The sequence below is a fragment of the Corticimicrobacter sp. genome, assembly GCF_040137905.1.
Lineage (GTDB): Bacteria > Pseudomonadota > Gammaproteobacteria > Burkholderiales > Burkholderiaceae_B > Corticimicrobacter.
This window is the reverse complement of record NZ_JBEFDG010000071.1, coordinates 12539-37120: the sequence shown is the minus strand read 5'-3', so window position 1 is coordinate 37120 and position 24582 is coordinate 12539. Positions and strand designations below refer to the sequence as shown.

The window sequence follows — 24582 nt, the reverse complement described above, 5'->3', positions numbered from 1 at the left end:
GCTATGATGTTCCCGTTGTTTCCGGAGCATGCGATTGAAACTGAGCAATGACACCAACCCCCTGCTGAACACCGTGACAGCCTACGGCGACGGCTATATCGAGGTCAACCGGGCGCGCTTCGAACACGCAGTGGCCTTTGGACCCGAGGGCGAGGTCGGGCACTGGCCCGTTTCCTCCGCCGACGAGATCACCACCGAACTGCTCCGGCAGGCCGCCGGCCTGCGCCAGGCTGCAGCCGATCCGATGGCTTTTCTCGACGCTGACGAATCATCGGCCATACGTCCGCCAGACGCGCCCGAGGTGCTGCTGGTCGGCACCGGTACGCGCCAGCGCTTTCTTCACCCCAGCATCCTGCAGCCGCTTTTCAAGATCGGCATCGGCGTCGAAACCATGGACACCCAGGCAGCCGCCCGTACCTATAACATCCTCATGGCCGAAGGCCGCCGCGTGGTCGTCGCGCTGCTGCCCGCCTGAGCCAGACAAGGAGCCTTCCATGACACTACCCGTCACCGGCCAGCCAGCCCCGGACTTCACCATTGATGGCACTCAAGGCCCGGTCACGCTGTCGGCATTGCGCGACAAAGCTGTTGTCCTGTATTTCTACCCCAAGGACAGCACCCCTGGCTGCACCACAGAAAGCCAGGATTTTCGCGACCTGCACCCAGAATTCCTGGCGCAGGACTGTATCGTGCTGGGTATTTCCCGCGACAGCCTGCGCTCGCACCAGAATTTCACCGAAAAGCAAAGTCTGCCTTTTGCCTTGCTTGCGGATACCGATGAAGCCGTCTGCACGCTGTATGGCGTGATCAAAATGAAGAATATGTACGGCAAACAGGTTCGAGGCATCGAACGCAGCACTTTCCTGATCGACGCCAGCGGTGTGCTCCGTCAGGAATGGCGCGGCGTCAAGGTGCCAGATCATGCTGCCGCCGTCCTGCAAGCAGTTCAGTCTCTGGGGAATTGATCCATGCCGTTGCCACCGTTGCCGACCAAGCCCGCCACGCTGCTCGATACCGACAGCCTCCCCGCAGTCAAACCCAGCCGCAAGCCCCGGCCTGCCAGGAAGGATACGACTGCGCTGGCCGCTCCCGCAGCTCAGCCTGAATCCGCCCCGGCCACAGTCGCACCACGCGGCAAGGCATCTTCCGCCGGCCTGCTGCTCTCGCCTGCCACCGACAAAACCGGTGCCGGCCCCAGGGCCAGTGCGCCTGGCAAACAGGCCCCGTCCACACCTGCGCCTGTGGCTGCGCAACGCACTGAAGCAGCAACCCAGCGAGAAAATGCAACACCTGTTGCAGTCGCTGCCACCAGCCAGGCCTCGGCCCAGGCCGGCACCCGGCCAGCGGTCCAGGCCGCGCAACGAGCCCCCGCCCAGCCTTCCCAGGCAAGACCGGCCAATGGCAAGCATGCTGCCCGCGTCAAGACCGCGCGCAGGCCCGAGGCACGCACCCTGTTCGTGCTCGATACCAACGTGCTGCTGCACGACCCATCCTCGCTGTTCCGCTTCCAGGAACACGACATCTTCCTGCCCATGATGATGCTGGAAGAGCTCGATCACAACAAGAAAGGCATGTCCGAAGTGGCGCGCAACGCCCGCCAGGTCAGCCGTTCGCTGGACGAGCTGGTTGGACAGACTGCCGACATCACCGCCGGCCTCCCGCTCAATGCGCTCGGCAGCAAGGAAGCCCGCGGCCGGCTCTACTTCCAGACCTCGGCAGTCCACAACAGCCTGCCGGCCGATCTGCCCATGGGCAAGGCCGACAACCAGATCCTGGGCGTGGTGCACGCGCTGCAGCAAAAGCATGGCGACCGACCTGTCGTGCTGGTCTCCAAGGACATCAACATGCGCCTCAAGGCGCGTGCGCTGGGGCTGGCGGCCGAGGATTACTTCAACGACCAGGTTCTGGAAGACTCCGACCTGCTCTACAGCGGCATGCTGGAACTGCCTGCCAGTTTCTGGAACAAGCACGGCAAGGACATCGAATCCTGGCAACAGGGTGGCCGCACCTTCTACCGGCTGCAGGGACCGCTCTGCGCCCAGTTCCTGCCCAACCAGTTCGTCTACTTCGAAGGCGACATGCCGCTGTATGCACAGGTCCAGGAAGTCAGCGGCAAGACTGCCGTGCTGGCCACACTGCGAGACTACACACACGCCAAGAACAACGTCTGGGGCGTCACCGCACGCAACCGCGAGCAGAACTTCGCGCTCAACCTGCTGATGAACCCGGAATGCGACTTCGTGTCGCTGCTGGGCCAGGCCGGTACCGGCAAGACACTGCTGGCGCTGGCCTGCGGCCTGGCCCAGGTACTCGAGACCAAGCGCTATTCCGAGATCATCATCACCCGTGCCACCGTGCCTGTCGGCGATGACATCGGCTTCCTGCCCGGCACCGAAGAGGAAAAGATGCTGCCCTGGATGGGCGCGCTCGAAGACAACCTTGACGTGCTCAACGCTGGCGACCAACTGGGCAACGGCCAGGGCACCGAGTGGAATCGCGCAGCCACCATGGATCTGATCCGCTCCCGCATCAAGGTCAAATCGCTAAATTTCATGCGCGGCCGCACGTTCCTCAACAAGTTCCTGATCATCGACGAAGCGCAGAACCTGACGCCCAAGCAGATGAAGACCCTGATCACCCGCGCCGGCCCCGGCACCAAGGTCGTCTGCCTGGGCAATATCGCCCAGATCGACACCCCCTACCTGACCGAGGGCAGTTCGGGCCTGACCTACGTGGTGGATCGCTTCAAGGGCTGGCCGCACTCCGGGCACATCACCCTGCAGCGAGGCGAACGCTCACGACTGGCGGACTACGCAGCGGATACGCTCTAAGGTGGGCTAATCGCTACTGTGTTCATGCAAAAAGGCCAGTCGAATGATCGACTGGCCTTTTTTTAGCTACTAAAGAATGCTCTACATGGATCGTGGGGCGGCAGCAGAGCCCTCAAGGATGTGTTTTCTCCTGAGTGCACAGCGATATAAGCTCAATAACCACTCGGACTGAAATTAAGAAAGCGCGTACTTTGCCCCTGGAAGGTCAGCCGCACAGTGCCGATAGGACCATTACGCTGCTTGCCTATGATGATCTCGGCCGTCCCTTTGTCGGGCGTATCCGGGTTGTAGACTTCATCACGATAGATGAACAGGATCAAGTCGGCATCCTGCTCGATAGCGCCTGACTCACGCAGATCACTCATCACAGGTCGCTTGTTGGGGCGCTGTTCCAGACTGCGATTGAGCTGCGACAGTGCGATCAAGGGGCATCCCAGTTCCTTGGCCAGGCCTTTCAGCGAGCGACTGATTTCGGAAATTTCGGTGGCACGGTTTTCTCCTGCCGAATTGCCGCCCATCAACTGCATGTAGTCGATGATGATCAGGCCGAGCTGGCCGCACTGGCGAGCCAGCCTGCGCGCCCGGGCCCGCAGTTCCATCGAATTGAGTGCTGGCGTCTCGTCGATGTAGAGCTGGGCTTCCTGCATCTTCTGCACGGCATGTGTTACCCGTGGCCAGTCATCGTTGGTCAGCTTGCCGGTACGCAGTCGATGCTGGTCGAGCAAGCCCACCGAACCCAGCATCCGCATGGCAAGCTGTACGGCCCCCATTTCCATCGAGAACACAGCCACCGGCAGTCCCTGCTCGATCGCCACATGCTCCCCGATATTCATCGAGAACGAGGTCTTGCCCATCGAGGGACGCCCTGCCACGATCACCAGATCGCCCGGCTGCAGCCCGGATGTCATGCGATCCAGATCGTCAAAGCCGGTCGGTACGCCGGTAATGTCGGAATCACCCTCGCGGTGGTACAACTCATCGATACGCTCGACCACCTGAGTCAGCAGCGGCTGGATTTCCTGGAAACCATTGCTGCCACGTGCGCCTTCCTGGGCGATCTGGAACACCCGCGACTCTGCCTCATCCAGCAGTTGGCGGGCCTCCTTGCCCTGCGGATTGAGTGCGCCGGAAGCGATTTCGTCAGCCACCGACACCAACTTGCGCAGCATGGATCGCTCACGCACGATTTCTGCATAGCGGCGGATATTGGCGGCAGACGGCGTGTTGTGCGCCAGCGCATTGAGATAGGCCAGTCCGCCCGAGTCTTCGGATTTTCCGGCACTATTGAGTGATTCGTGTACCGTAATCACATCGGCCGGACGGGCCAGATTGATCAGGCGAGCGATATGCTGCCAGATCTGGCGATGGTCATGACGGTAGAAATCATCTTCGCCCAGGACATCGGCGATACGATCCCAGGCACCATTATCGAGCAGCAGCCCGCCCAGGACGGATTGCTCCGCCTCGACCGAATGCGGCGGTACGCGAAGATACTCAAGCTGGGGGTCGGGGTTGGGAGTCGTCTGTTCCATCATTCAGAAGCAATTGCATCACGGCGCCAGTGCGCACGAAGGCCTGTACATCACGGCCAGGAATCCGGGCCAGCAATCGGAGCAGCCAGGATATACGGCGGAACATCCGCCCTATCCGAACAAGTGACGCTCTGACATCTGGCTCGGGATGGGCCTGCAGATAGGTATAAAGCACATGCCGCCCCAGATGCAACTTATCATCCTTGGCATAGTACGGAGACATCATGACCGACTGGAGCATCTGAAAAAAATCATAGGCCTGAATCACCGCCAGCGGCAACACGTCCCCTGCCGATTCCTCGAAATCGATGCGCCAGAGCCGGCCATCCTGCTCCAGCGTAAGATTGCGCAACTGGGCGCCGCCATGCCAGAAGCCCTCACGATGAAAACGCGCGGTATCCTGCACGGCACGATCCAGCAGATGCAAGCGTGCCTGAGAATCGGCATCGCGCAGCACATCGGTCAGTACCTCTCCTACATTGCGCATCACCAGGATATCAGGGGTGGACAGCAACACCTCCGGCACGCGTTGACCATGTGCGAACAAATACTGCAACCGCTGGCCCTCGGCCTGGATATCATTGTGCAGCAGGGCCGCAGGAGCAGGCCGGACACCAAACAGCCAGCCGCATACCCGTGCCACCAGCCAGGCCCGCACCTGCTTCGCCCACAGGGCCAAACGACCCAGCGCATAGGCTTCGCGCCGTTTGATCACATAACGGCCATCGGGCAGATCGATCTCATCGATCCGTTCACCCTTCCAGTTGTCGGCATTGTCCAGCCAGCGGCGAAGATGTTCGGGCAGCGCGTCCATAGGCCATTATAGAAATGAAAAAGCCGGCCAGGGCCGGCTTTTTGAATGCATCGGCACGGCCCCGCTGCCGGGGCCCTGCAACACAGCAGACAGATCAGGCAACGTCGCCTTCGACCTGCACCTTGATGCCGGCCTGCACATCGGTGTGCAGAGCGACGACCACGTCGAATTCACCAGTGGTCTTGAGCGGACCTTCCGGCAGGCGAACCTGCACCTTTTCGACCGTGTCGAAACCGGCTTCGCGCAGCGCGCTGGCGATGTCGGCATTGGTGACGGAGCCGAACAGGCGACCATCGACACCGGCCTTCTGAACCAGCTTGAGCACGTACTCGTTCAGGCGGGCAGCGACTGCTTCGGCAGCAGCCAGCTTGTCAGCCTGGATCTTTTCGAGTTCGGCGCGACGCGCTTCGAATTCCTTCAGTGCTGCGTCAGTGGCGCGACGAGCCTTTTTCTGAGGGATCAGGTAGTTACGGGCATAACCGTTGCGTACGCGGACCACGTCGCCCAGGTTGCCCAGGTTGGCGAGTTTTTCGAGCAGAATGACTTGCATTTCCAGGCCTCCGGCTTAGTTGTGGTTATCGGTGTAGGGCAACAGGGCCAGGAAGCGTGCACGCTTGATGGCCGAGTCGAGCTGGCGCTGGTAGTGCGCCTTGGTGCCCGTCAGGCGGGCGGGGATGATCTTGCCGTTTTCCTGGATGAAATCACGCAGGGTGTCCAGATCCTTGTAATCGATCTCTTCGACACCGGCGGCCGTGAAGCGGCAGAACTTGCGCCGCTTGAACAGCGGGTTCTGCTGGGTGAACTTGCGTTTTTCCTTGCGTTTTCCGAAGAAAGCCATGATATGCCTCTTATTTCAATTTTCGGGCGTGCCCGAATGTTCGTTTGTCACCAGCCAAAACTCAGGCGGTCTGGATGCCGGACACGGCCGGCTGCACCCTGGCCTGCTGCAGATGAAATTTGACTTTCATCGAGCCTTTCCGGGTTGCTGCCAGGAATCCCCTGGCCTGCAGCACCGAACCGGCTCCCGCATGTTGCAGCGACACGGCAAGATCGCCCAGTGCCACCGCATCCAGCGTGCAACTTACCTTGCGCGCCATTCCTGCCTCGATCTGTTCGGAATCATGCTGCAGCACCAGCTCCAGTACCGGGATACCCACCGGCGTGTAGCGCATGGGCTGGCATTCGATGATCACCGCTGCCAGATCGAACCTGTTCACTTTTCAGCTGGTTGCGAATTTATTCCGACTGGTTGCTGCTGTCGTCCGCATCGGCTGCGGAGGCGGCGGCTTCCGTGGACACCTTGCGTGCTTCTTCACGCTCGACCGACTTCATCATGGTCGAGGGCTCGGTGTGGGCCTTCTTGGTCTTGATGACCAGGTGGCGCAGCACGGCGTCGTTGTAGCGGAAGGCGTGCTCCAGCTCGTCGAGCGTGGGCTGGTCGCATTCGATATTGACGCAGACGTAGTGAGCCTTGACCAGCTTCTGGATCGGGTAGGCCAGTTGGCGACGACCCCAATCTTCGAGACGGTGCACCTTGCCGCCAGCGGCAGTGACCACACCTTGATAGCGCTCGATCATGGCGGGCACTTGCTCGCTTTGATCGGGATGCACGATAAACACTACTTCGTAGTGACGCATGTAGACTCCTTGAGGATGTTCCACCTGCGCGCCCCATGCGCACAGGCAAGTAACAGCCCGCCCAGCCTGCCATTTGCCTGCACTTTCGTGCGCAAAAGGCCGACCAAGTCGAGCAAGAAACCCAGCATTATTGCGTTTTTTCAGAAAAAACGCAATATCTGGAAATCGGCAGGCGGGATCAGACCGCCGCCCCGCCCTCGACGACCGCATAGGCGGAATGATTGTGGATGGACTCGAAATTCTCGGCCTGAACCTGATAGCCGCGCACGCCAGGCTGGGCTGCGACACGCACCGCCACGTCGCGCACCAGGTCCTCGACGAATTTCGGATTGTCGTAGGCACGCTCGGTGACGTATTTTTCGTCGGGACGCTTGAGCAGCCCCCACAGTTCGCACGAGCCTTCGCGCTCGATCACGCCAATCAACTGATCAAGATCGATATCGCTATCGAGCAGCACCTTGACCGTAACATGAGAACGCTGGTTGTGCGCGCCATATTCGGAGATGGTCTTGGAACATGGGCACAGGCTGGTAACCGGCACCAGTACAGTCAGCACGAAATCAACCCCGTGCTCGCGGGAAGCGCGCGCCAGGAAATTGACCTGGTAGTCAAGCAGGCTGCGCACGCCGGAAATCGGCGCGGCCTTTTCCACGAAGTACGGGAAAGAGACTTCGATATCGCCCTTTTCGGCATGCAGGAGTTCCAGCATCTCAGCGGCCATGGTGCCGAAGCGGCTGCGATCCAGTGGGGTAGCTCGGTATTGCTCCAGCAATGCGATAAAGCGCGACATGTGTGTGCCCTTTTCCGTCGCCGGCAGCGCCACGGTCAGGGTCCACTCTCCAACCGTGGCCTGCGCGCCCGAGGTCGAGGCGACCTGAAGGGGGTGCCGCACACTGCGGATTCCCACGCGCTGGATCGGCACCTGCCGCGTATCCTGCGAACTCTGTACATCCGGCATGGCTGCCGGCGCTGCTGCGGAAGTATTCATGACTCACCTGCTGCGGAACGGTTCGCACCGCCCCGGATAAGAAAGGAAAGGGGCATTATCCAACAAACGCCGGATGCGTTCCGGCAAAGACCCTGCCGGACAAATGTTTATGCGCGTTTTATGCATAAACATTCTCAAAATAGCCCTTGGCAATTGTTGTTCTTATTTTGATAGCCAAATCAAAAATAGTCAAACACCCATGCCGGCATCTGGCCGACATGGGTGTCGCTCACGAGACAAAACGCGTGCGGATCGAAGCCTCGATACCTGTGGCATCAAGGCCCAGTTGGGCCCACAGCGCATTCTGATCGCCATGGTCTATGAAGCGATCCGGCAACCCCAGTTGCAGCACCGGCACCTGCAGTCCAAGCGCGTTGAGCGTTTCACAGACGGCACTACCGGCTCCGCCCATGATGCAGCCATCTTCCAGCGTCACCAGACCCTGATGCGTTGTCGCCACCTGTTTCAGCAATTCGACATCAAGCGGCTTGGCAAACCGCATGTCGACCAGCGTGGCATCCAGCCTTTCGGCTGCCGCCAGCCCGGCCTGCGCAAGCGTACCGAAAGCCAGGATGGCAATGCCCTGCCCCTGCCGGCGCAGCACGCCCTTGCCCAGCGGCACATCGCCCAGCCCCGGTTCGACCACCGTCCCGCGACCGGCACCGCGAGGATAGCGGACCGCGGCCGGACCGGCATGGTGGTAGCAGGTGCTCAACAACAACCGCGCCTCGTTTTCGTCCGACGGCGTGGCGATCACCATGTTGGGAATACAGCGCATGAAGGCAATGTCGTAGTTGCCGGCGTGCGTCGCACCATCCGCACCCACCAGCCCGGCCCGGTCCAGCGCGAACGTCACGTCAAGATCCTGCAGTGCCACATCATGGATCAACTGATCATAGGCACGCTGCAGGAACGTGGAATAGATCGCTACCACGGGCTTCTGGCCTTCACAGGCCAACCCCGCGGCAAAGGTCACGGCATGTTGCTCGGCAATGCCCACGTCGAAATAGCGACGGGGAAAGCGCTTCTCGAACTCCACCAGCCCGCTGCCCTCGCGCATCGCCGGTGTAATGCCAATCAGGCGCGGGTCTTGTGCTGCCATGTCGCACAGCCAGTCGCCGAACACCTGGGTGAACGTGATCCTGGGCGGTGCGGCTGGCGGCTGGATGCCCAGCGCAGGGTCGAATTTTCCCGGTCCGTGATACAGCACGGGGTCCACTTCGGCCCGCTTGTAGCCATGTCCCTTGCGGGTCACGACATGCAGAAATTGCAGACCGGGCAAGGCCTTGAGGTTCTGCAGCGTCGGCACCAGCGCATCGAGGTCATGACCGTCTATGGGGCCGACATAGTTGAAACCCAGTTCCTCGAACAGCGTCGCCGGCACGACCAGCCCCTTGGCATGTCCCTCCAGCCGGCGTGCCAGCTCGAACACGGGCGGCACATGCTGCAGCACGGCCTTGCCGACATTGCGGGCGGTCGCGTAGAAACGTCCCGACATCAGCCGGGCCAGATAGCGATTGAGGGCCCCCACCGGCGGCGAGATCGACATATCGTTGTCATTGAGGATGACCAGCATGTCGATATCCGGCGTGACACCGGCATTGTTCATGGCCTCGAATGCCATGCCAGCCGTCATTGCGCCATCGCCGATCACGGCCACATGCTGGCGCGCCACGCCGCTGTTGCGCGATGCCACCGCCATGCCCAGCGCAGCCGAGATGGAGGTGGACGAGTGCGCCGTGCCAAAAGCGTCATATTCCGACTCGCTGCGCTTGGGAAAGCCGGAAATGCCATCCTGCTGACGCAGCGTGGCCATCGCCTCGCGCCGACCCGTCAGGATCTTGTGTGGATAGGTCTGGTGCCCGACATCCCAGACAATGCGGTCATCGGGCGTATCGTAGACATGATGCAGGGCCACCGTCAGTTCGACGGTACCGAGATTGGACGACAGATGCCCGCCGGTACGCGATACGGAATCGATCACATAGTGCCGCACCTCATCGGCCAGTTGCCGCAGGCTGCGCCTGTCCAGGCGCCGCACGTCGGCCGGCGTCTCGATGCGCTCCAGCAGGGTGTAGGAAGTCTGTGTCGTCATGGTGTCGTTTTCGCTCATCAACGCTCCCGCGCCACAATGAAATCGGCCAACGCGGCGAGATTGGCGGCGGCGCCACCCAGCGGCGCAATCGCCTCATGTGCCTGGTGCCGCAATCCGGCAGCCAGTTCACGGGCCGGCTCCAGCCCCAGCAGCGAGACATAGGTCGGCTTGTTGTCCGCCTGATCCTTTCCTGCCGTCTTGCCCAGCACCGCAGTGTCGGCGGTCACATCGAGGATATCATCCACGATCTGGAAGGCCAGCCCGATGGCACGCGCATAGCTGCGCAACGCCTGACGCTGCGGCGAACTGGCGGCCGCCACGATGCCACCCAGCATGACGCTGGCTTCCAGCATGGCGCCGGTCTTGAGGGCGTGCATGTTTTCCAGCTCCGGCTGCGTCATGCCCAGGCCCACATGGGCCAGATCGATGGCCTGCCCCCCTGCCATGCCGCGACTGCCAGCTGCAACTGCCAAGGTCTGCACGGCCTGTACGATCAGGGCCGGGGCAATCGGCATTTCTGCCAGCCACTCGAAGGCCAGCGGTTGCAGCGCATCCCCGGCCAACATGGCGGTCGCCTCACCAAACCGGATATGCGCAGTCGGCTGGCCTCGACGCAAGGCGTCGTCATCCATGCACGGCAGATCGTCATGCACCAGCGAGTAGGCGTGGATCAGTTCCACGGCGGCCGCTGCGCGATCGAGCCCTGCCTCGACGGCGGGTGCGCCCGCCGGATTGTTCAGACAGGTCTGCCCGGCCGCATACACCAGCAGCGCCCTGACCCGCTTGCCGCCGCCCAGCACGGCATAGCGCATTGCCTCATGCAGCGCAGTCGGCTCACTATCGACCGGTGCCAGCCAGTTGTCCATGACCTGTTCGACCCGGCTGATGCGCTCACGCACCCAGCCTTCGAAACGATCCGCCTGATAATGAATCGGACTCACGCACGTTCTCCAGTCGCCTGCTCCAGCGGCCGCAACAGATCCTGCTCCAGCACCTTGACCTGCTGTTCGGCCTGCTCGAGCTGTTGCTGGCAGGTCCGCGCCAGGGCCACGCCACGCCGATAGGCTTCGAGCGAATGCTCCAGCGGCATGTCGCCGCGCTCCATGGCCGCCGCAAGCTGCTCCAGTTCTGACAGGGCAGCTTCGAATCCCTGCGGTTGATCTGTACTCAAGTACGCCTCCGTGGAGCAACGATAAAAAAGCGATTGTACAAAGAAGCACGCCACTTGCAGCAAGAACCCGCCCTGCAATCCCGGGAAGCTGAAAGGCCATGAGGTACAATTGCCCCCTTTCTTCGCGCCTGTGCGGACGCATGAACGGCGTGCCGTCCCGCAGGCTTCACTGTCATGGCGGAGGGAAATCCCTGATGACTGCACGCGACCGCATCGCGCCACCTCGTACCCAGTTGCCTGTTGAAGCCTATTTCGACGAAGCCCGCCTGCAGCGGGAAAAGGAACTGATTTTCAAGCAATCCGCGCTCTACGCCGGGCATGCCAGCATGGTGCCCGATCCTGGCGACTGGCGCACGCTGGCGCACGAGCGCAACGGTCGCATCCTCATTCATCAGCCAGCCGGGCAACATGCCCTGCTCTCCAACGTCTGCCGCCATCGCCAGGCCCTCATGCTCGGCGGTGAGGCGGGCCGCGTCGACGGCCCGATCCATGATCGGGGCAATCTGCGCGACACCGGCGGCAATATCGTCTGTCCGCTGCATCGCTGGACCTACAATGGCGAAGGCGAACTGCTGGGCGCACCGCAGTTCGACAGCAAACCCTGCCTGAACCTGCAGCGTTTCGCACTGCAATCCTGTCATGGGTTGCTGTTCGAAGGCCCGCGCAATGCGACAGGTGACCTTGGTCATCTTTTTTCACGGCCCGAGTTCGATTTCTCCGATTACGTGCTCGATCATGTCGAACTGCACCAGTGCAACTACAACTGGAAGACGTTCATCGAAGTCTACCTGGAAGACTATCACGTCGGCCCCTTCCACCCCGGGCTGGGTCGCTTCGTCACCTGCGATGACCTGCAATGGGAGTTCGGTGACTGGCACAGCCTGCAGCGGGTCGGCGTGCACCAGGGCCTGTCGCAGCCCGGTTCGGACATCTACGGCCAGTGGCACGACCGGCTACTTGAATACCGAGGGGGCCAGGCACCGGATTTCGGCGCACTCTGGGTCACGTATTTTCCGACTCACATGATCGAGCTGTATCCCCATGTGCTGGTGCTGTCGACGCTGTATCCCCAGAGCCCGCAGGAAACGCTCAACGTGGTCGAGTTCTACTACCCGGAAGAAATCGCCGCATTCGAGCGCGAGTTCGTCGAAGCCCAGCGTGCTGCCTACATGGAAACCGCCATCGAGGATGATGAGATCGCCGAACGCATGGATGCGGGCCGGCTGGCACTGTTCAAGCGAGGCATCTCCGAGGCCGGCCCCTACCAGTCACCGATGGAAGACGGCATGCGCCACTTCCACGAATGGTACCGGCGCGTGATGGACGAGCCCGCCTGATGGCAGACTGCCTTGTCGAGGTGACTCGGGACAGCGTCTGCATGGGGGATGATATCGATGCCCCCCACTTCCTGCAGCTTGCCCTGCCTATCACTGTGACGCTGAAGGATGTGTTCCTGATGCTGGCGGAGAGGCATTATCTGCCTGGGATTGCAGGACAACACCACTACTGGGAGGCCTGGAGCGCAGGAAAATTGCTGGCGTCATTCACGGGTAACAGTGCAACACCCGAGCATTCTGCCTGCCTGATCGAGAAACTTGCCGAACATGCCACGGATGGAAAGCTCGGCATTGACTTCAAATACTACAGCGCGACGACCTGAGCATGCAGCTGTCTATAGCCACCTTGCGTGAAAACCAACAATGCGCCGACGCAGAAACCTGAAAGGGGTTGCTGCGGGCATGGCTTCAGCCTTCATCTCCCGTTACAACGATGTGGACGGCTACTGGGGCATGGGTATGATCTACCGCGATCTGTCGATCCGGTGCGTACACACTTTTCGCCTGGATCTATTGACAGGACATACCCTTCCATCGCTGTCATATACCCCGATGATAGCAAAAACCTATGGACAGCGCCTGCTGCGCATGATTGAGCGCTATGGACTCAGCCTGTCGCAGGTCAGCGAGGCCCGCATTGAGATTCTGTTCAATACACAGCAGCCCATGGGTGCGGCCGTCACGGATAGACGCTCACATGGAGACCCATTCTCCTGTACCGCATACATCCGTGATGACCTGGGCCATGTCTGGACATTCAGCCAGCGAGGACGCTGTCGGCGACACGACCCAGGCAAAGAGCAACGCAGCACGCGCAGCAACACGGATTTCCATGAGGCATGACGTGACATACGACGCATCAACCGACATCAGCAGGCTCATTCCCGGCCACAAAGGGGATTTCGATGCCTGTCACCGCTTGCTTGATGCCAGCCCGGAACAGATCCGACGCGTATTGCCGGAATTGCTGGTGTGGCTGCAAGACATCAACTGGCCCGTTGCTCCTTATATCCTGAAAGCGCTGCGCCCGCTTGACGCGGCCCTGGCTCCACCTGTCATGGATATCCTGGCGGGCGACGACGAAATGTGGAAATACTGGATCATCAGCAATCTGCTGCCGCAGGCCAGAACCGAAGTACGGCAGGCATTGCACCCGCACATCGTTGCCATCGCGAAGCAGCCAACACCCGGCGAAGCGGCAGAAGAAGTGAATCTGGCTGCCGCCGGGCTGCTGGCACAATGGGGATCGGATTAACCGCGCCCGCCGCCAGCCTGCTGCAGCGCCTGGATACGTACCGGAATCGGCGGATGGGTCGCGAACAGCGCGGCAATCGCACCACCACCTGTAATACCTGACGCCTCGAAGGTCTTGGGCAACTCGCCGGCCGGTACCCCCCCCAGGCGGGCCAGCGCACGGATCATCGGTTCGCGCGAACCCAGCAGATGGGCTGCACCTGCATCGGCACGGAATTCACGCTGGCGCGAGAACCAGGCCACGATGATCGACGCCAGGATGCCGAAGACGATTTCACAGACAATCACGGTGGCGAAATAACCCAGCCCACCGCCCTTCTCGTTCTTGAGCACGACGCGATCGATGAAGTAACCCACCACACGGGCAAAGAACACCACGAAGGTATTGACCACGCCCTGGATCAGCGTGAGCGTGACCATATCGCCATTGGCGATGTGGGCCACTTCGTGCCCCAGCACGGCCATCACTTCCTCTTCGGTCATGCTGTGCAGCAGGCCGGTTGAAACGGCCACCAGAGAATCATTCTTGAAGGCACCCGTGGCAAAGGCATTCGGTTCGCCTTCGTAAATGGCCACCTCGGGACGGCCGATGCCAGCACGATCCGCCAGTTGATGCACGGTATCGACCAGCCAGGCTTCACGATGGTCAGCCGGTGCATTGGGATCAATCACGCGTGCGCCGGTGCTCCACTTGGCCATGGGCTTGCTCATCAGCAGCGAGATGAACGAGCCGGTAAAACCGACCACGACCGAAAATACCAGCAATGCCTGGATGTTCAGTCCCTGGGAGGTGATGTAGCGATCCACGCCAAGCAGACGCAACGTAATGCTCAGGACGACGATCACTGCCAGGTTGGTCATGAGAAACAGGGCAATACGTTTCATGGGCTGGAAATCCTGCAAAGGTTCAAGGTTGAAAGGCTTTGACGCCAAAATACCCGATCAGTTCCTGGCCGGGCATACGGCAGCGGAGTATAGTCTCTTGCTTTAAGTCAATTTTCATCAGACAAGGCGAATTATCCCATGCAGGCGCTCTGGATGCTGCTGGCGGCAGTCATGTTTTCCCTGATGGGCCTGTTCGTCAAGCTCGCCTCGCAGCAAGACATCACGCTGGCGCAGATCGTCCTGTTCCGGGGCGTGCCCTCGGTACTGCTGATCCTGTTCTGGGCGCGCTCCGCACGCCAGCGTGTCTGGCCCACCCATTGGCGTCCTCACCTCTATCGCAACATCACCGGCGTCACCGCCATGTGGCTGGGCTTCTATGCCTTGTCGCACCTGCCGCTGGCCACTGCCACCAGTCTGAGCTATACCGCGCCACTGTTCATCGCCGGCTGGATGCTGGCACAAAGCGGCCAGCAGCGCGATCCTGTCTGCATCGCCAGCGTGGCGGTCGGATTTCTGGGGGTCTTGCTGATCCTGCGACCCAGCCTCGGCGCAGACGACACGCTGCCTGCAGCATTGGGCCTGCTGGGGGGGGCATTTTCAGCCGTCGCCTACATGCAGGTCCGCCAGTTGGGTCGGATGGGCGAACCGGAATGGCGCACCGTGCTGCTGTTCTCGCTCACCGTCAGCTTCAGCAGCCTGCTGGGCCTTTATATGCTGGGCTGGCACCCACTGGATCTGCGGGGCTGGCTGACCCTGATCGGCCTGGGCGTGACCGGCATGCTGGGCCAGCTTTCCATGACGCGAGCGTTCGGCCTGGGATCTGCCCTGCTGTCGGCAGCCTTGCAGTACAGTACCATTATCTTTGCAGTCATACTCGGCATTTTCTTTTTCGATACCTATCCGGACACGCTGGCCTGGATCGGCATGGCCGGCATTGTCCTGGCCGGCCTGCTCTCGGTATGGCGCACCGTGACCCACCACTGACAATCTCGGAGACACCATGCCCAACTACACCACGCTCGTGACGCCCGAAGCGCTCAAGGCACTGCTGGCCAGCGATCCTGCGGGCATCCGCATTTTCGATGCCCGCCACGACCTTGGCGACCACGAGGCGGGACGGCGAGCCTACAACACGGGGCATATCCCCGGGGCCCTGTTTCTCGACCATGAAACCGACCTGTGCAGCCCTCGCACCGGCCACAACGGGCGCCATCCTCTGCCTGACCGCGCCGCATTCGCAGCACTGATCCAGGCTCAGGGAGTCGGTCCGCAGACCCAGGTCATCATCTACGATGCCAGCAGCGGCCCGTTTGCTGCCCATCTGTGGTGGATGCTGCGCTGGATCGGCCATGCCAACGTCGCCGTGCTGGATGGCGGCTGGCAAGCCTGGCGCACCGCCGGCTATGCCGTCGAAACCCAGCCGCAACCCCTTGCAGTTGCCAGTACAGATATCCAGGATCTGCCCGCCTCCCTGGTCGGCACCGCCGATGCGGCTGCCGTACTGGCCAATATCCCGCTACAACGCTTTACCGTCCTGGATGCCCGTGCCGGCAACCGCTACCGCGGTGAAGTCGAACCCATGGATCCGGTCGCCGGCCACATTCCTGGCGCGCTCAACCGCCCCAACAGCGAAAACCAGGCTGCCGACGGGCGCTTCAAGCCGGCAGCCACCCTGCGAGCCGAGTTCGAATCCGTACTGGGCGAACGCAATCCCGGCGACATCGTGCACCAATGCGGTTCCGGCATCACGGCATGCCACAATCTCCTGGCCATGGAAATCGCCGGCCTGACTGGCAGCCGGCTGTATCCGGGTTCGTGGAGCGAATGGTGCAGCGAGCCAACTCGGCCTGTTGCTACCGGTGCATAAAATCGCTGCCCAACAGATCTTCAAACACAAACCGTTCAGAACGTACCGTCAAAATACTTCGCGACATCCTCTTTTTCGGCACAGGTGAAATTACCCAGAAACACAAGGCCACCAGTATCCTTCACTTTTCCTGAATACGAGAACCCGGGCGCTGCCAGCAAGAAATTCACCTTGCTGGCAGGCATTTTTTTCTTCAATCTGCTGGAAATCCGTGACCAGAACGCATGGTCAAAATAATCACTGACAGCAGCCTCGAGCGTATTGTCAGCGAGTTCATGTCTCAGGATGACCAGATGATCCTCGTCGAAAAAGTCTGTCTGAGCATCAATATCAAAATCAAGCCTGAACTTTGAGACATTGCCTTTCAGGGCAAACCATTCACGCATCGACCCATCAGTCATGGTCTCGGATATCCAGATGGCTACTTTGTCGTCCATGGTCATGCGAATCAGTGCGCCTGCTCCCAGTTGTCACCCTCGCCCACCTCGGCGACCAGGGGCACCTTGAGTTCGGCAACCTCGCACATCAGCGCGGGCAACGCATCGCGCAAGGTCTTGACCTCTGAAAGCGGGACATCGAACACCAGTTCATCATGCACCTGCATGATCATGCGCGTGGCCAGTTTTTCCTTCTCCAACCAGCGTTCGACCTGCACCATTGCCTTCTTGATCAGGTCTGCTGCCGTCCCCTGCATCGGTGCATTGATGGCGGCCCGTTCGGCAGCCTGCCGGCGTGGCCCGCTGCCGCCCCGGATTTCCGGCAGCCACAGACGTCGGCCGAATACGGTCTCGACATAGCCCTGCTCACGTGCCGCGAGACGGGTTTCGTCCATGTAGCGTGCCACGCCGGGATAGCGCATGAAATAGCGGTCGATATAGGATTGCGCAGCATCGCGGGTGATCCCCAGGTTCGATGCCAGCCCGAAGGCTCCCATGCCGTAGATCAGACCGAAATTGATGGCCTTGGCGGCGCGGCGCTGCTCGGAGGTGACCGCATTCATCTCCACCCCGAACACCTCGGAGGCCGTGGCACGGTGGATGTCTGCGCCGGCAGCAAAGGCTTTCTGGAGATTCTCGTCATCCGAGACATGCGCCATGACCCGCAGTTCGATCTGCGAATAATCGGCGGACACGATGCGGCCACCATCCGTTGCGACAAAAGCCGCCCGCACACGCCGACCCGCCTCCGTACGCACCGGAATGTTCTGCAGGTTGGGGTCCGATGAAGCCAGCCGTCCCGTGATCACGGCAGCCTGGGCGTAGCGGGTATGCACCCGGCCCGTGGCAGGCTCGATCATGCGCGGCAGCTTGTCGGTATAGGTGGATTTGAGCTTGGACAGGCCACGATAGTCGAGCAGCGCCTTGGGCAGCGGATAATCCAGAGCCAGTCGCGTCAACACCTCCTCGTCGGTCGAGGGTGCGCCACCAGCCGTCTTGCGCACGACCGGCAAGCCCATGCGACCGAACAGGATCTCTCCCAGTTGCTTGGGAGAGTTCAGATTGAACGGCTGGCCAGCCAGTTCGTAGGCGCGCTGTTCGATCTGCAACATTTCCTGGCCCAGTGCATGGCTCTGGTGCGCCAGTTCGTCGGCATCGATCCGTACGCCATTGCGTTCGATCGCCACCAGCACCGGCGACACCTCGATCTCCAGGCGATAGGTCGCCAGCAGGCCGGCTTCCGCCTCGACCCTGGGATACAGCACCTGATGCAATTGCAGCGTGAAATCGGCATCTTCGCTGGCGTAATGCGCGGCCAATCCGATATCGACTTCATCAAAACCGATCTGCTTGGCCCCCTTGCCGCACAGTTGTTCGTACGTCACGCCCTCGCGGCCCAGCCAGCGCCGGGCCAGATCAGTCATGCCGACACCGCGATGCGATTCCAGCACATAGGCCTGCAACATCGTATCGTGCGCCACGCCACCCAGCGCGATACCTTCATTGGCAAACACATGGGTATCGTACTTGGCATGGTGCAGCACTTTGGGCGCAGAGGACGCCAGCCAGGGGCCCAGGCGGGCCAGGACTTCATCCCTGGGCAGTTGCTCGACGGCATCCGGCCCCCTGTGCGCCAGCGGGATATAGCAGGCCCGACCCGGTTCGACCGCCAGTGAAATACCGACCAGACGGGCCTGCATTTCATTGAGGGAAGTCGTCTCGGTATCCAGCGCCACCAGCTCGGCCTGCTCCAGCAGGCCTTGCCAGCGCTCGAAATCAGCCCATGTCAGGATGGTATCGTAATGAACCTCGACCGGGCCGGCCTGCTGGACCTCTGCGGCGATCCTGGAATCACCTTCCGGAATGCGATCGGCCTCACCACTCAACTCACGCAACCAGCTCCGAAGACCATAACGCTCATACAGCCCAAGCAAAGTATCACGATCGGGTTCCCGCATGAGGAGTGCATCCCAGCCGGTCATGTGCATATCCAGCGCGCAGTCGGTCTTGACCGTCAGCAGTTGCCGGGTCAGGCTGAAATTGGGGATGGCCTCGCGCAGATTCTGCCCGGCCACACCCTTGATCTGTTCCGCCACCTCGATCAGTTTTTCGATGGAGCCATGCTCCGACAGCCACTTGACCGCTGTCTTGGGCCCGACCTTGGTCACACCCGGCACATTATCGACGGTATCCCCGATCAGCATCAGGTAATCAACGATGCGCTCGGGCGGTACGCCGAACTTGGCCAGCACGCCGGCAGGGTCCAGGCTCTCGCCACTCATGGTGTTGACCAGCGTGGTGTGCGCATCGGCCAGTTGAGCCAGATCCTTGTCGCCGGTGGAAATCACGGTCTGCATGCCGGCGGCGGCAGCCCGTACCGACAAGGTGCCGATCACGTCATCGGCCTCTACGCCCTCGACCGCCAGCACCGGCCAACCCAGTGCCCTGACTGCCTGGTGAATCGGCTCGATCTGCCGTGCCAGGTCCTCGGGCATGGAAGGACGCTGCGCCTTGTATTCGGGATACAGGTCATCGCGGAAGGTCTTGCCTCGCGCATCGAATACGCAGGCGGCATACTTTGCCTTGTGATCCTGCGTCAGCTTGCGTAGCATATTGACTACACCATACAGTGCACCTGTCGGTTCGCCCTGAGCATTGCGCAGATCCGGCATGGCATGATAGGCGCGGTACAGATAACTAGAACCGTCCACCAACAACAAGGTTTGACTCATAGATGACCCAGAATAAGTTACACGCCGACTGGCAGATAGACAGAATTATGTCAGAGATCCAGCAGGCGTCAGACTCGCTCGCCCATATCGGGCCGGCAGTCAGCATTTTCGGCAGCGCACGCATCCGCCAGGACTCGCCCTGGTACATACAGACCCAGGATATCGCCGGCCGGCTTGCGGCGGCGGGCATTGCCGTGATCGCTGGCGGCGGCCCCGGCCTGATGGAAGCCGCCAACAAGGGAGCCCATGAACAGGGTGGCACCAGCATCGGCCTGAACATCAGCCTGCCGCACGAACCGACCAACAATCCCTACCAGACACTCAGCCTGCCGTTCGAATACTTCGTCTCGCGCAAGGCTGCCTTCTTCATGCACAGCATCGGCTACATTGCCATGCCAGGCGGTTTTGGCACGCTCGACGAACTGTTCGAAGCCCTGACCCTGATCCAGACCGGCAAGCTGCCGGCGGCACCCATCGTGCTGGTCGGCAGCAGCTACTGGAATGGTCTGATCGACTGGTTGCGCGAACAACTGCAGACACGGGCGCTGATTGGCCCCAACGACCTCGGACTGCTGGAAATCGAAGACGACACCGATCGTATCGTCGAACGCATCATCCAGTTTGCCGGCTGCGTCACGCAGGACGCAGGCTCTCGCGAGAGCTGCATCCTGCCCTGACAGGCCTCAGTCGATCCCGCGCGACGTCAGATATTCGTCGTATGTGCCGCGGTAATCGACCACCTCGCCACCGGGCATGATCTCGATGACCCGGCTGGCCAGTCCCGACACGAACTCACGGTCGTGCGATACGAAGAGCAGCGTTCCCTGGAACTTCTCCAGGGCAAACTGCAGCGACTCGATGGACTCCATGTCCAGGTGATTGGTCGGCTCATCGAGCACCAGCACGTTGTGGCGACCCAGCATCAGGCGGCCGAAGGTCATGCGGTTCTTCTCGCCACCGGAGAGCACGTTGACCTGCTTGACGATGTCGTCGGCCGAGAACAGCAAGCGTCCCAGGCTGGCCCGCACGGCCTGGTCGTCGTCTCCGGGCTGGCGATAGTCTTCCATCCAGTCGAACAGGCTGACCTGGCGCTGGAACTGATCCGAGACGTCCTGTGCCATGTAGCCACGATCGGCATTTTCCGACCACTTGACCGTGCCCGTATCGGGTGCAAGCTCTTCTGCCAGCAAGCGCAGCAGCGTGGTCTTGCCGACGCCATTGGCACCGATGATGGCAATCTTCTCACCCGCCTCGATCATGGCCGAGAACGGTCGGATCACGGGCTGGTCGTACGACTTGGAGATATTTTCGACCGTCACGGCCAGCCGGTGCATGGGCTTGTTCTGCTCGAAACGGATGAACGGATTCTGGCGCGAGGACGGCTTGACCTCGATGGTTTCGGCCTTGATCCGGTCGATCTGCTTCAGGCGAGAGGTGGCCTGGCGCGACTTGGACTTGTTGGCTGCAAAGCGGCGCACGAAGTCCTGCAGCTCCGCGACCCGTTCCTTGGCCTTGGCATTGTTGGCGCTGACCCGCTCGCGGGCCTGCGTCGACGCCAGCATGTAGTCATCGTAGGTACCCGGATAGATGCGCAGCTCGCCGTAATCCAGGTCGGCCATGTGAGTGCAGACCTGGTTCAGAAAATGGCGATCATGGCTGATGATGATCATGGTGGACTGGTAGCCGTTGAGCACATCCTCCAGCCAGCGGATCGTATTGATGTCCAGGTTGTTGGTCGGCTCGTCGAGCAGCAGCACATCGGGATTGGAGAACAGCGCCTGCGCCAGCAGCACCCGCAGCTTCCAGCCCGGTGCGATCTCGCGCATGGGCAACTGATGCTGATCCACCGGAAACTCCAGGCCGAGCAGCAATTCGCCGGCACGGGCCTCGGCGGTATAACCGTCATACTCGGCAAATTTTGCCTCCAGCTCGGCGGCACGCATGTAGTCGTCTTCCGACGCCTCGGGATCGGCATAGATGGCATCGCGTTCGGACATGGCCTGCCACATTTCGGTGTGACCCATCAGCACCACGTCGAGTACGCGTACGTCCTCGAAGGCGAACTGGTCCTGGCGCAGCTTGCCCAGGCGCACGCCCGGATCAAGCGAGACGTTACCGGCACTGGACTCGAGGTCTCCGCCGATGATCTTCATCAGGGTCGACTTGCCCGAGCCGTTGGCACCGATCAGGCCATAGCGGTTGCCATCGCCGAACTTGGCGTTGACGTTCTCAAAAAGCGGCTTGGGGCCGAACTGTATCGATAGATTGGCGGTGGAGATCACTGTGCAGGAATCCAGTAGGACAAGGGCTAAACCTGTCAGTGTACCAAGAAAGGCACCCCCACCCGTATTGCAGCCGGGAAGCCAGCCGGCTCGCCCGAAAACGCCAGTGCCCGCGCCGTGATGTCGCCCGCCGCCTCCAATTCAGAAAATTCATGGCCCGGCACCAGTCCATTGTGGTCATGGGCATACTCGGCGAAATAGCCGGACAGCAGCAGGCGGTAGTCCAGAGGCAATCCGGGGACAATCCGCCTGGCCAGGTCGAAGACAATGGTCGTGCAATTGCTGGTCAGGCTATTGTAGAAGCGGGGTTCGCGGCGGATGTCGTCGGCCTCTTGCAGATAGCCCAGCAAGGCCTCGCGCAGGGCACTCGGCGGCATGTCCAATCGGTACATGCGAACGGTTTCACCACGCGCATTGGTCCGCACGCGGATGATGTCGTTTTCGTCTGCCGCGATCAATACCACCTCGTACTGACGGAAAAAGCCGGCAATGGCCGAAAACGATTCGCCCCGTTCCTTGCGAATCTCGAGCGAAAACACCAGTTGGCGGCCATCGGCAAAGCCGAAAGAGACCAGCGTATGCGCAATCGCAGGCCCCATCCAGTACGAGAGGAACAGGTCGCCCGACACCAGCTCGTCCAGGTCATATTCACGGGTTTCCCAGCGCGGGATATAGTCGGTTTCGCTGCGCCACTCGAAATTGCGTACGTTGTGCATGATCAATCGGTTGCCGTCGACTTCGGCCCAGGTCAGTCGATCGACATCATCGGCCCAGATCCGATCATGTGAAGGTGCCAGCGTCTGCCACCAGCCCAGCGTTGCCAGAAAGCCTGCGCCAGCCGCCAGCCAGATCCTGCCCCGCCAGCGCAGCATCCAGGGTGCCATGACGGCAGCCAGGCCCAATGCCACGCAGACCAGCAGCGCCGGCGCACGCCACGGCGACGCAGCCTGGAACCACAGGGCCAGACCGGCCCAGCCTGCCAGCAGGCAGGCCGTGAGCGCCATGGCGACACGTCCCGCCCATCGCAACAGACTGCCGATCCGCGTCATGTCAGATTCCGCTCATCAATCATGCGCATGGTGGTGCTCCTTGAACACCAGATAGGCCATGCCATCCTCGGTCGCCAGTCCGACCCGTTGCCCAACCGGCAACGTCGCCTTGGGACTGCTGTGCCCGAACGGCAGGCCCGGAATCACGGCAATGCCTGTTTCTGCCTTGATCCAGTCGATGGCAGCCTGCAGGTCATAGCCCCTGTCCTGCTCTGCGAGCCGGTAGTCGGTGAATGTCCCGAGTACGATGGCCTGCTGGCGTGCCAATACGCCCGCCTGCTGCAACTGGATCAGCATGCGCTCGATACGATAGGGATGCTCGCTCACATCTTCCAGGAACAGGATCCCATCGTCGATCTGTGGAAAATACGGTGTCCCCAGCAAGCTGACCAGCATGGCCAGGTTGCCGCCCCACAGCGTTCCCCGGCAGTCGACCGGGTCGGCATCAGGGCTCTCGAAGCTCAACGCTTCGAGATCACCATGCATCATTTCGGCAAACAAATCGTGTGTCAGGTCATCTGCCAGTGGGCCGGCGAAGTCCGAACAGGCACAGGGGCCGGCATAGCTGACGGCCCCGGTCTGTGCCAGCAGGGCCAGGTTGAAGGCCGTGAAATCGCTGTGCCCGACGAAGCGCTTGCCACTGTCTGCCACTGCTCGCCAGTCGATCCGCGACAGCAGCCGCGACATGCCGTAGCCACCCCGCACGGCCATGACAATATTGGCCGGTTGCGCCAGCGCCCGGGCAATCCCCGCCAGACGCTGCGCGTCGGTACCGGCAAAACGCTGGTGCTGGCTGTGCACATCGGCATCGAGCACCGGTGCAAATCCCAGTTGCTTCAAGCTGGCCTGCGCTGTATCGAGCAATTCAGGGGCCGGCACGCCCGAAGGCGCAAACAGGTAAATACTCTCCGCGCCAGCGGCACCCTGGCCTCCGCAGTTGCCGCAACAGCCTCCCTGACCACCACTGCAGCCACCATGACCGGCATGGTGCCCATGGTCGTGATCGTGGTCATGGCTGTGGCTACCATGATCATGGGCATGTCCGTGATCGTGATCATGCCCCAGTCCTTCCACACGCACTGGAATCTGCTTGTTCATTTTCGATTTCTCCTGGGCTGCCTGAGCCCTGCGTTCACGGAAAAAAGCCTTCAGCATCGCACTGCATTCATCGGCCAGCACGCCGGCCTCGACCTGCGTCTGGTGATTCAGTTGTTCATGCGCCGGAATGTCGAGCACACTGCCGCACGCCCCGGTCTTGGGGTCGGTCGCACCATAGACGATGCGCGCCAGGCGCGCATGCAGCATGGCACCGATGCACATGGTGCAGGGCTCCAGAGTGACATACAGGGTCGCGCCGGGCAGACGGTAGTTGGCCTGCCTCAGGCCGGCATCCCGCAAGGCCACGACCTCGGCATGCGCAGTCGGATCGTGGTCGCCTATCGTCCGGTTGCGCCCCTCGCCCAGTATCTCGCCCTCGGCGGAAACCAGCACCGCACCGACCGGCACCTCGCCCTCCTGCCAAGCCTGGCGGGCCAGTTCGAGCGCGCGCCGCATCATGGCACGATCACGCCCTGCACCTTCCTCGGGAAAGCAGTTCTCGGCCTGCGCACGATCTTCTGGAGGGACGACGGGACTGCCCATGAAACGCTCGCTGATTGATGAAAGCGCAG

The 24582-nt window shown here is 61.2% G+C and carries 26 protein-coding genes; 10 read left to right on the top strand and 16 right to left on the bottom strand.

What is annotated here, in order from left to right:
* The first annotated feature begins 34 nt into the window (after window positions 1–34).
* From ABN482_RS12075 to ABN482_RS12065, 3 genes are read left to right on the top strand one after another with little or no spacing between them, the layout of a single operon-like run.
* Window positions 35–475: an Mth938-like domain-containing protein gene (locus ABN482_RS12075; RefSeq protein ID WP_349504222.1), complete on the top strand. Its 441-nt coding sequence runs from the start codon at window positions 35–37 to the stop codon at window positions 473–475.
* 19 nt (window positions 476–494) lie between these two features.
* Entirely contained in the window at window positions 495–965 is a 471-nt protein-coding gene (locus ABN482_RS12070; RefSeq protein WP_349504221.1) for a peroxiredoxin, read from the top strand.
* A gap of 3 nt (window positions 966–968) precedes the next feature.
* Complete coding sequence (locus ABN482_RS12065; RefSeq protein WP_349504220.1) at window positions 969–2831, top strand: PhoH family protein; 1863 nt, start codon at window positions 969–971, stop codon at window positions 2829–2831.
* A 152-nt stretch (window positions 2832–2983) separates the two neighbouring features.
* Here the strand turns inward: ABN482_RS12065 and ABN482_RS12060 are convergent, their stop codons facing one another.
* The 10 genes from ABN482_RS12060 to ABN482_RS12015 all read right to left on the bottom strand — a co-directional run bounded on the left by ABN482_RS12060 (window position 2984) and on the right by ABN482_RS12015 (window position 11069).
* Window positions 2984–4363, bottom strand: coding sequence for a replicative DNA helicase (locus ABN482_RS12060; protein WP_349504318.1), 1380 nt, complete (start codon window positions 4361–4363; stop codon window positions 2984–2986).
* Window positions 4326–5177, bottom strand: coding sequence for a BUD32 family EKC/KEOPS complex subunit (locus ABN482_RS12055; protein WP_349504219.1), 852 nt, complete (start codon window positions 5175–5177; stop codon window positions 4326–4328). The genes ABN482_RS12060 and ABN482_RS12055 overlap by 38 nt, the downstream gene beginning before the upstream one ends.
* A gap of 94 nt (window positions 5178–5271) precedes the next feature.
* The gene (gene rplI / locus ABN482_RS12050) at window positions 5272–5727 is read right to left on the bottom strand and encodes a 50S ribosomal protein L9 (protein ID WP_349504218.1); all 456 of its coding nucleotides are present in this window, start codon (window positions 5725–5727) and stop codon (window positions 5272–5274) included.
* Window positions 5728–5742: 15 nt separating this feature from the next.
* The gene (gene rpsR, locus ABN482_RS12045) at window positions 5743–6015 is read right to left on the bottom strand and encodes a 30S ribosomal protein S18 (RefSeq protein WP_349504217.1); all 273 of its coding nucleotides are present in this window, start codon (window positions 6013–6015) and stop codon (window positions 5743–5745) included.
* A gap of 61 nt (window positions 6016–6076) precedes the next feature.
* Complete coding sequence (gene priB, locus ABN482_RS12040) at window positions 6077–6394, bottom strand: primosomal replication protein N (protein WP_349504216.1); 318 nt, start codon at window positions 6392–6394, stop codon at window positions 6077–6079.
* A gap of 19 nt (window positions 6395–6413) precedes the next feature.
* Window positions 6414–6815: a 30S ribosomal protein S6 gene (gene rpsF / locus ABN482_RS12035; protein ID WP_349504215.1), complete on the bottom strand. Its 402-nt coding sequence runs from the start codon at window positions 6813–6815 to the stop codon at window positions 6414–6416.
* Between the two features lie 178 nt (window positions 6816–6993).
* Entirely contained in the window at window positions 6994–7803 is an 810-nt protein-coding gene (gene folE2, locus ABN482_RS12030; protein WP_349504214.1) for a GTP cyclohydrolase FolE2, read from the bottom strand.
* A 229-nt stretch (window positions 7804–8032) separates the two neighbouring features.
* Window positions 8033–9916 (bottom strand): 1-deoxy-D-xylulose-5-phosphate synthase, encoded by a 1884-nt coding sequence (dxs, locus tag ABN482_RS12025; protein ID WP_502877287.1) that lies wholly within the window; start codon window positions 9914–9916, stop codon window positions 8033–8035.
* Complete coding sequence (locus ABN482_RS12020) at window positions 9916–10830, bottom strand: polyprenyl synthetase family protein (protein WP_349504316.1); 915 nt, start codon at window positions 10828–10830, stop codon at window positions 9916–9918. Before ABN482_RS12020 ends, dxs begins: the two co-directional genes overlap by 1 nt.
* A 5-nt stretch (window positions 10831–10835) precedes the next feature.
* Window positions 10836–11069: an exodeoxyribonuclease VII small subunit gene (locus tag ABN482_RS12015; RefSeq protein ID WP_349504213.1), complete on the bottom strand. Its 234-nt coding sequence runs from the start codon at window positions 11067–11069 to the stop codon at window positions 10836–10838.
* Between the two features lie 194 nt (window positions 11070–11263).
* On the opposite strand from ABN482_RS12015, the gene ABN482_RS12010 reads away from it, so the two are divergent.
* The 4 genes from ABN482_RS12010 to ABN482_RS11995 all read left to right on the top strand — a co-directional run bounded on the left by ABN482_RS12010 (window position 11264) and on the right by ABN482_RS11995 (window position 13661).
* On the top strand, window positions 11264–12406 hold the full coding sequence (locus ABN482_RS12010) for an aromatic ring-hydroxylating oxygenase subunit alpha (RefSeq protein ID WP_349504212.1): 1143 nt from the start codon (window positions 11264–11266) through the stop codon (window positions 12404–12406).
* 41 nt (window positions 12407–12447) lie between these two features.
* On the top strand, window positions 12448–12729 hold the full coding sequence (locus tag ABN482_RS12005) for a hypothetical protein (RefSeq protein WP_349504211.1): 282 nt from the start codon (window positions 12448–12450) through the stop codon (window positions 12727–12729).
* Between the two features lie 79 nt (window positions 12730–12808).
* Window positions 12809–13249 (top strand): hypothetical protein, encoded by a 441-nt coding sequence (locus ABN482_RS12000; protein WP_349504210.1) that lies wholly within the window; start codon window positions 12809–12811, stop codon window positions 13247–13249.
* Between the two features lies 1 nt (window position 13250).
* Window positions 13251–13661 carry a DUF5071 domain-containing protein gene (locus tag ABN482_RS11995; protein WP_349504209.1) on the top strand — a complete coding sequence of 137 codons (411 nt, stop codon included), beginning with the start codon at window positions 13251–13253 and terminating at the stop codon, window positions 13659–13661.
* Here ABN482_RS11995 and htpX read toward each other — a convergent pair.
* Window positions 13658–14545: a protease HtpX gene (gene htpX, locus ABN482_RS11990; protein ID WP_349504208.1), complete on the bottom strand. Its 888-nt coding sequence runs from the start codon at window positions 14543–14545 to the stop codon at window positions 13658–13660. The two genes, ABN482_RS11995 and htpX, sit on opposite strands and share 4 nt — an antisense overlap.
* Before the next feature lie 138 nt (window positions 14546–14683).
* Here htpX and ABN482_RS11985 point away from each other — a divergent pair, with 138 nt between their 5' ends.
* Together ABN482_RS11985 and ABN482_RS11980 are read left to right on the top strand one after the other, a co-directional pair.
* On the top strand, window positions 14684–15529 hold the full coding sequence (locus ABN482_RS11985) for a DMT family transporter (RefSeq protein ID WP_349504207.1): 846 nt from the start codon (window positions 14684–14686) through the stop codon (window positions 15527–15529).
* 16 nt (window positions 15530–15545) lie between these two features.
* The gene (locus ABN482_RS11980) at window positions 15546–16412 is read left to right on the top strand and encodes a sulfurtransferase (protein WP_349504206.1); all 867 of its coding nucleotides are present in this window, start codon (window positions 15546–15548) and stop codon (window positions 16410–16412) included.
* Window positions 16413–16447: 35 nt separating this feature from the next.
* On the opposite strand, the gene ABN482_RS11975 is transcribed toward ABN482_RS11980, so the two are convergent.
* Together ABN482_RS11975 and polA are read right to left on the bottom strand one after the other, a co-directional pair.
* Window positions 16448–16855, bottom strand: a complete 408-nt coding sequence (locus tag ABN482_RS11975; RefSeq protein ID WP_349504205.1) for a hypothetical protein — start codon at window positions 16853–16855, stop codon at window positions 16448–16450.
* A gap of 5 nt (window positions 16856–16860) precedes the next feature.
* Window positions 16861–19581, bottom strand: coding sequence for a DNA polymerase I (gene polA / locus ABN482_RS11970; RefSeq protein ID WP_349504204.1), 2721 nt, complete (start codon window positions 19579–19581; stop codon window positions 16861–16863).
* Window positions 19582–19583: 2 nt separating this feature from the next.
* Between polA and ABN482_RS11965 the strand changes: the two genes are divergently transcribed.
* Entirely contained in the window at window positions 19584–20258 is a 675-nt protein-coding gene (locus ABN482_RS11965) for an LOG family protein (protein ID WP_502877286.1), read from the top strand.
* Between the two features lie 6 nt (window positions 20259–20264).
* Here ABN482_RS11965 and ABN482_RS11960 read toward each other — a convergent pair whose 3' ends face one another.
* The 3 genes from ABN482_RS11960 to tadA are packed head-to-tail and all read right to left on the bottom strand — an operon-like array spanning window position 20265 to window position 24553.
* Window positions 20265–21863 carry an ABC-F family ATPase gene (locus tag ABN482_RS11960; protein WP_349504202.1) on the bottom strand — a complete coding sequence of 533 codons (1599 nt, stop codon included), beginning with the start codon at window positions 21861–21863 and terminating at the stop codon, window positions 20265–20267.
* Window positions 21864–21898: 35 nt separating this feature from the next.
* Entirely contained in the window at window positions 21899–22912 is a 1014-nt protein-coding gene (locus ABN482_RS11955; RefSeq protein ID WP_349504201.1) for an Lnb N-terminal periplasmic domain-containing protein, read from the bottom strand.
* A gap of 15 nt (window positions 22913–22927) precedes the next feature.
* Complete coding sequence (gene tadA, locus ABN482_RS11950; RefSeq protein ID WP_502877285.1) at window positions 22928–24553, bottom strand: tRNA adenosine(34) deaminase TadA; 1626 nt, start codon at window positions 24551–24553, stop codon at window positions 22928–22930.
* Window positions 24554–24582: the final 29 nt, after the last annotated feature.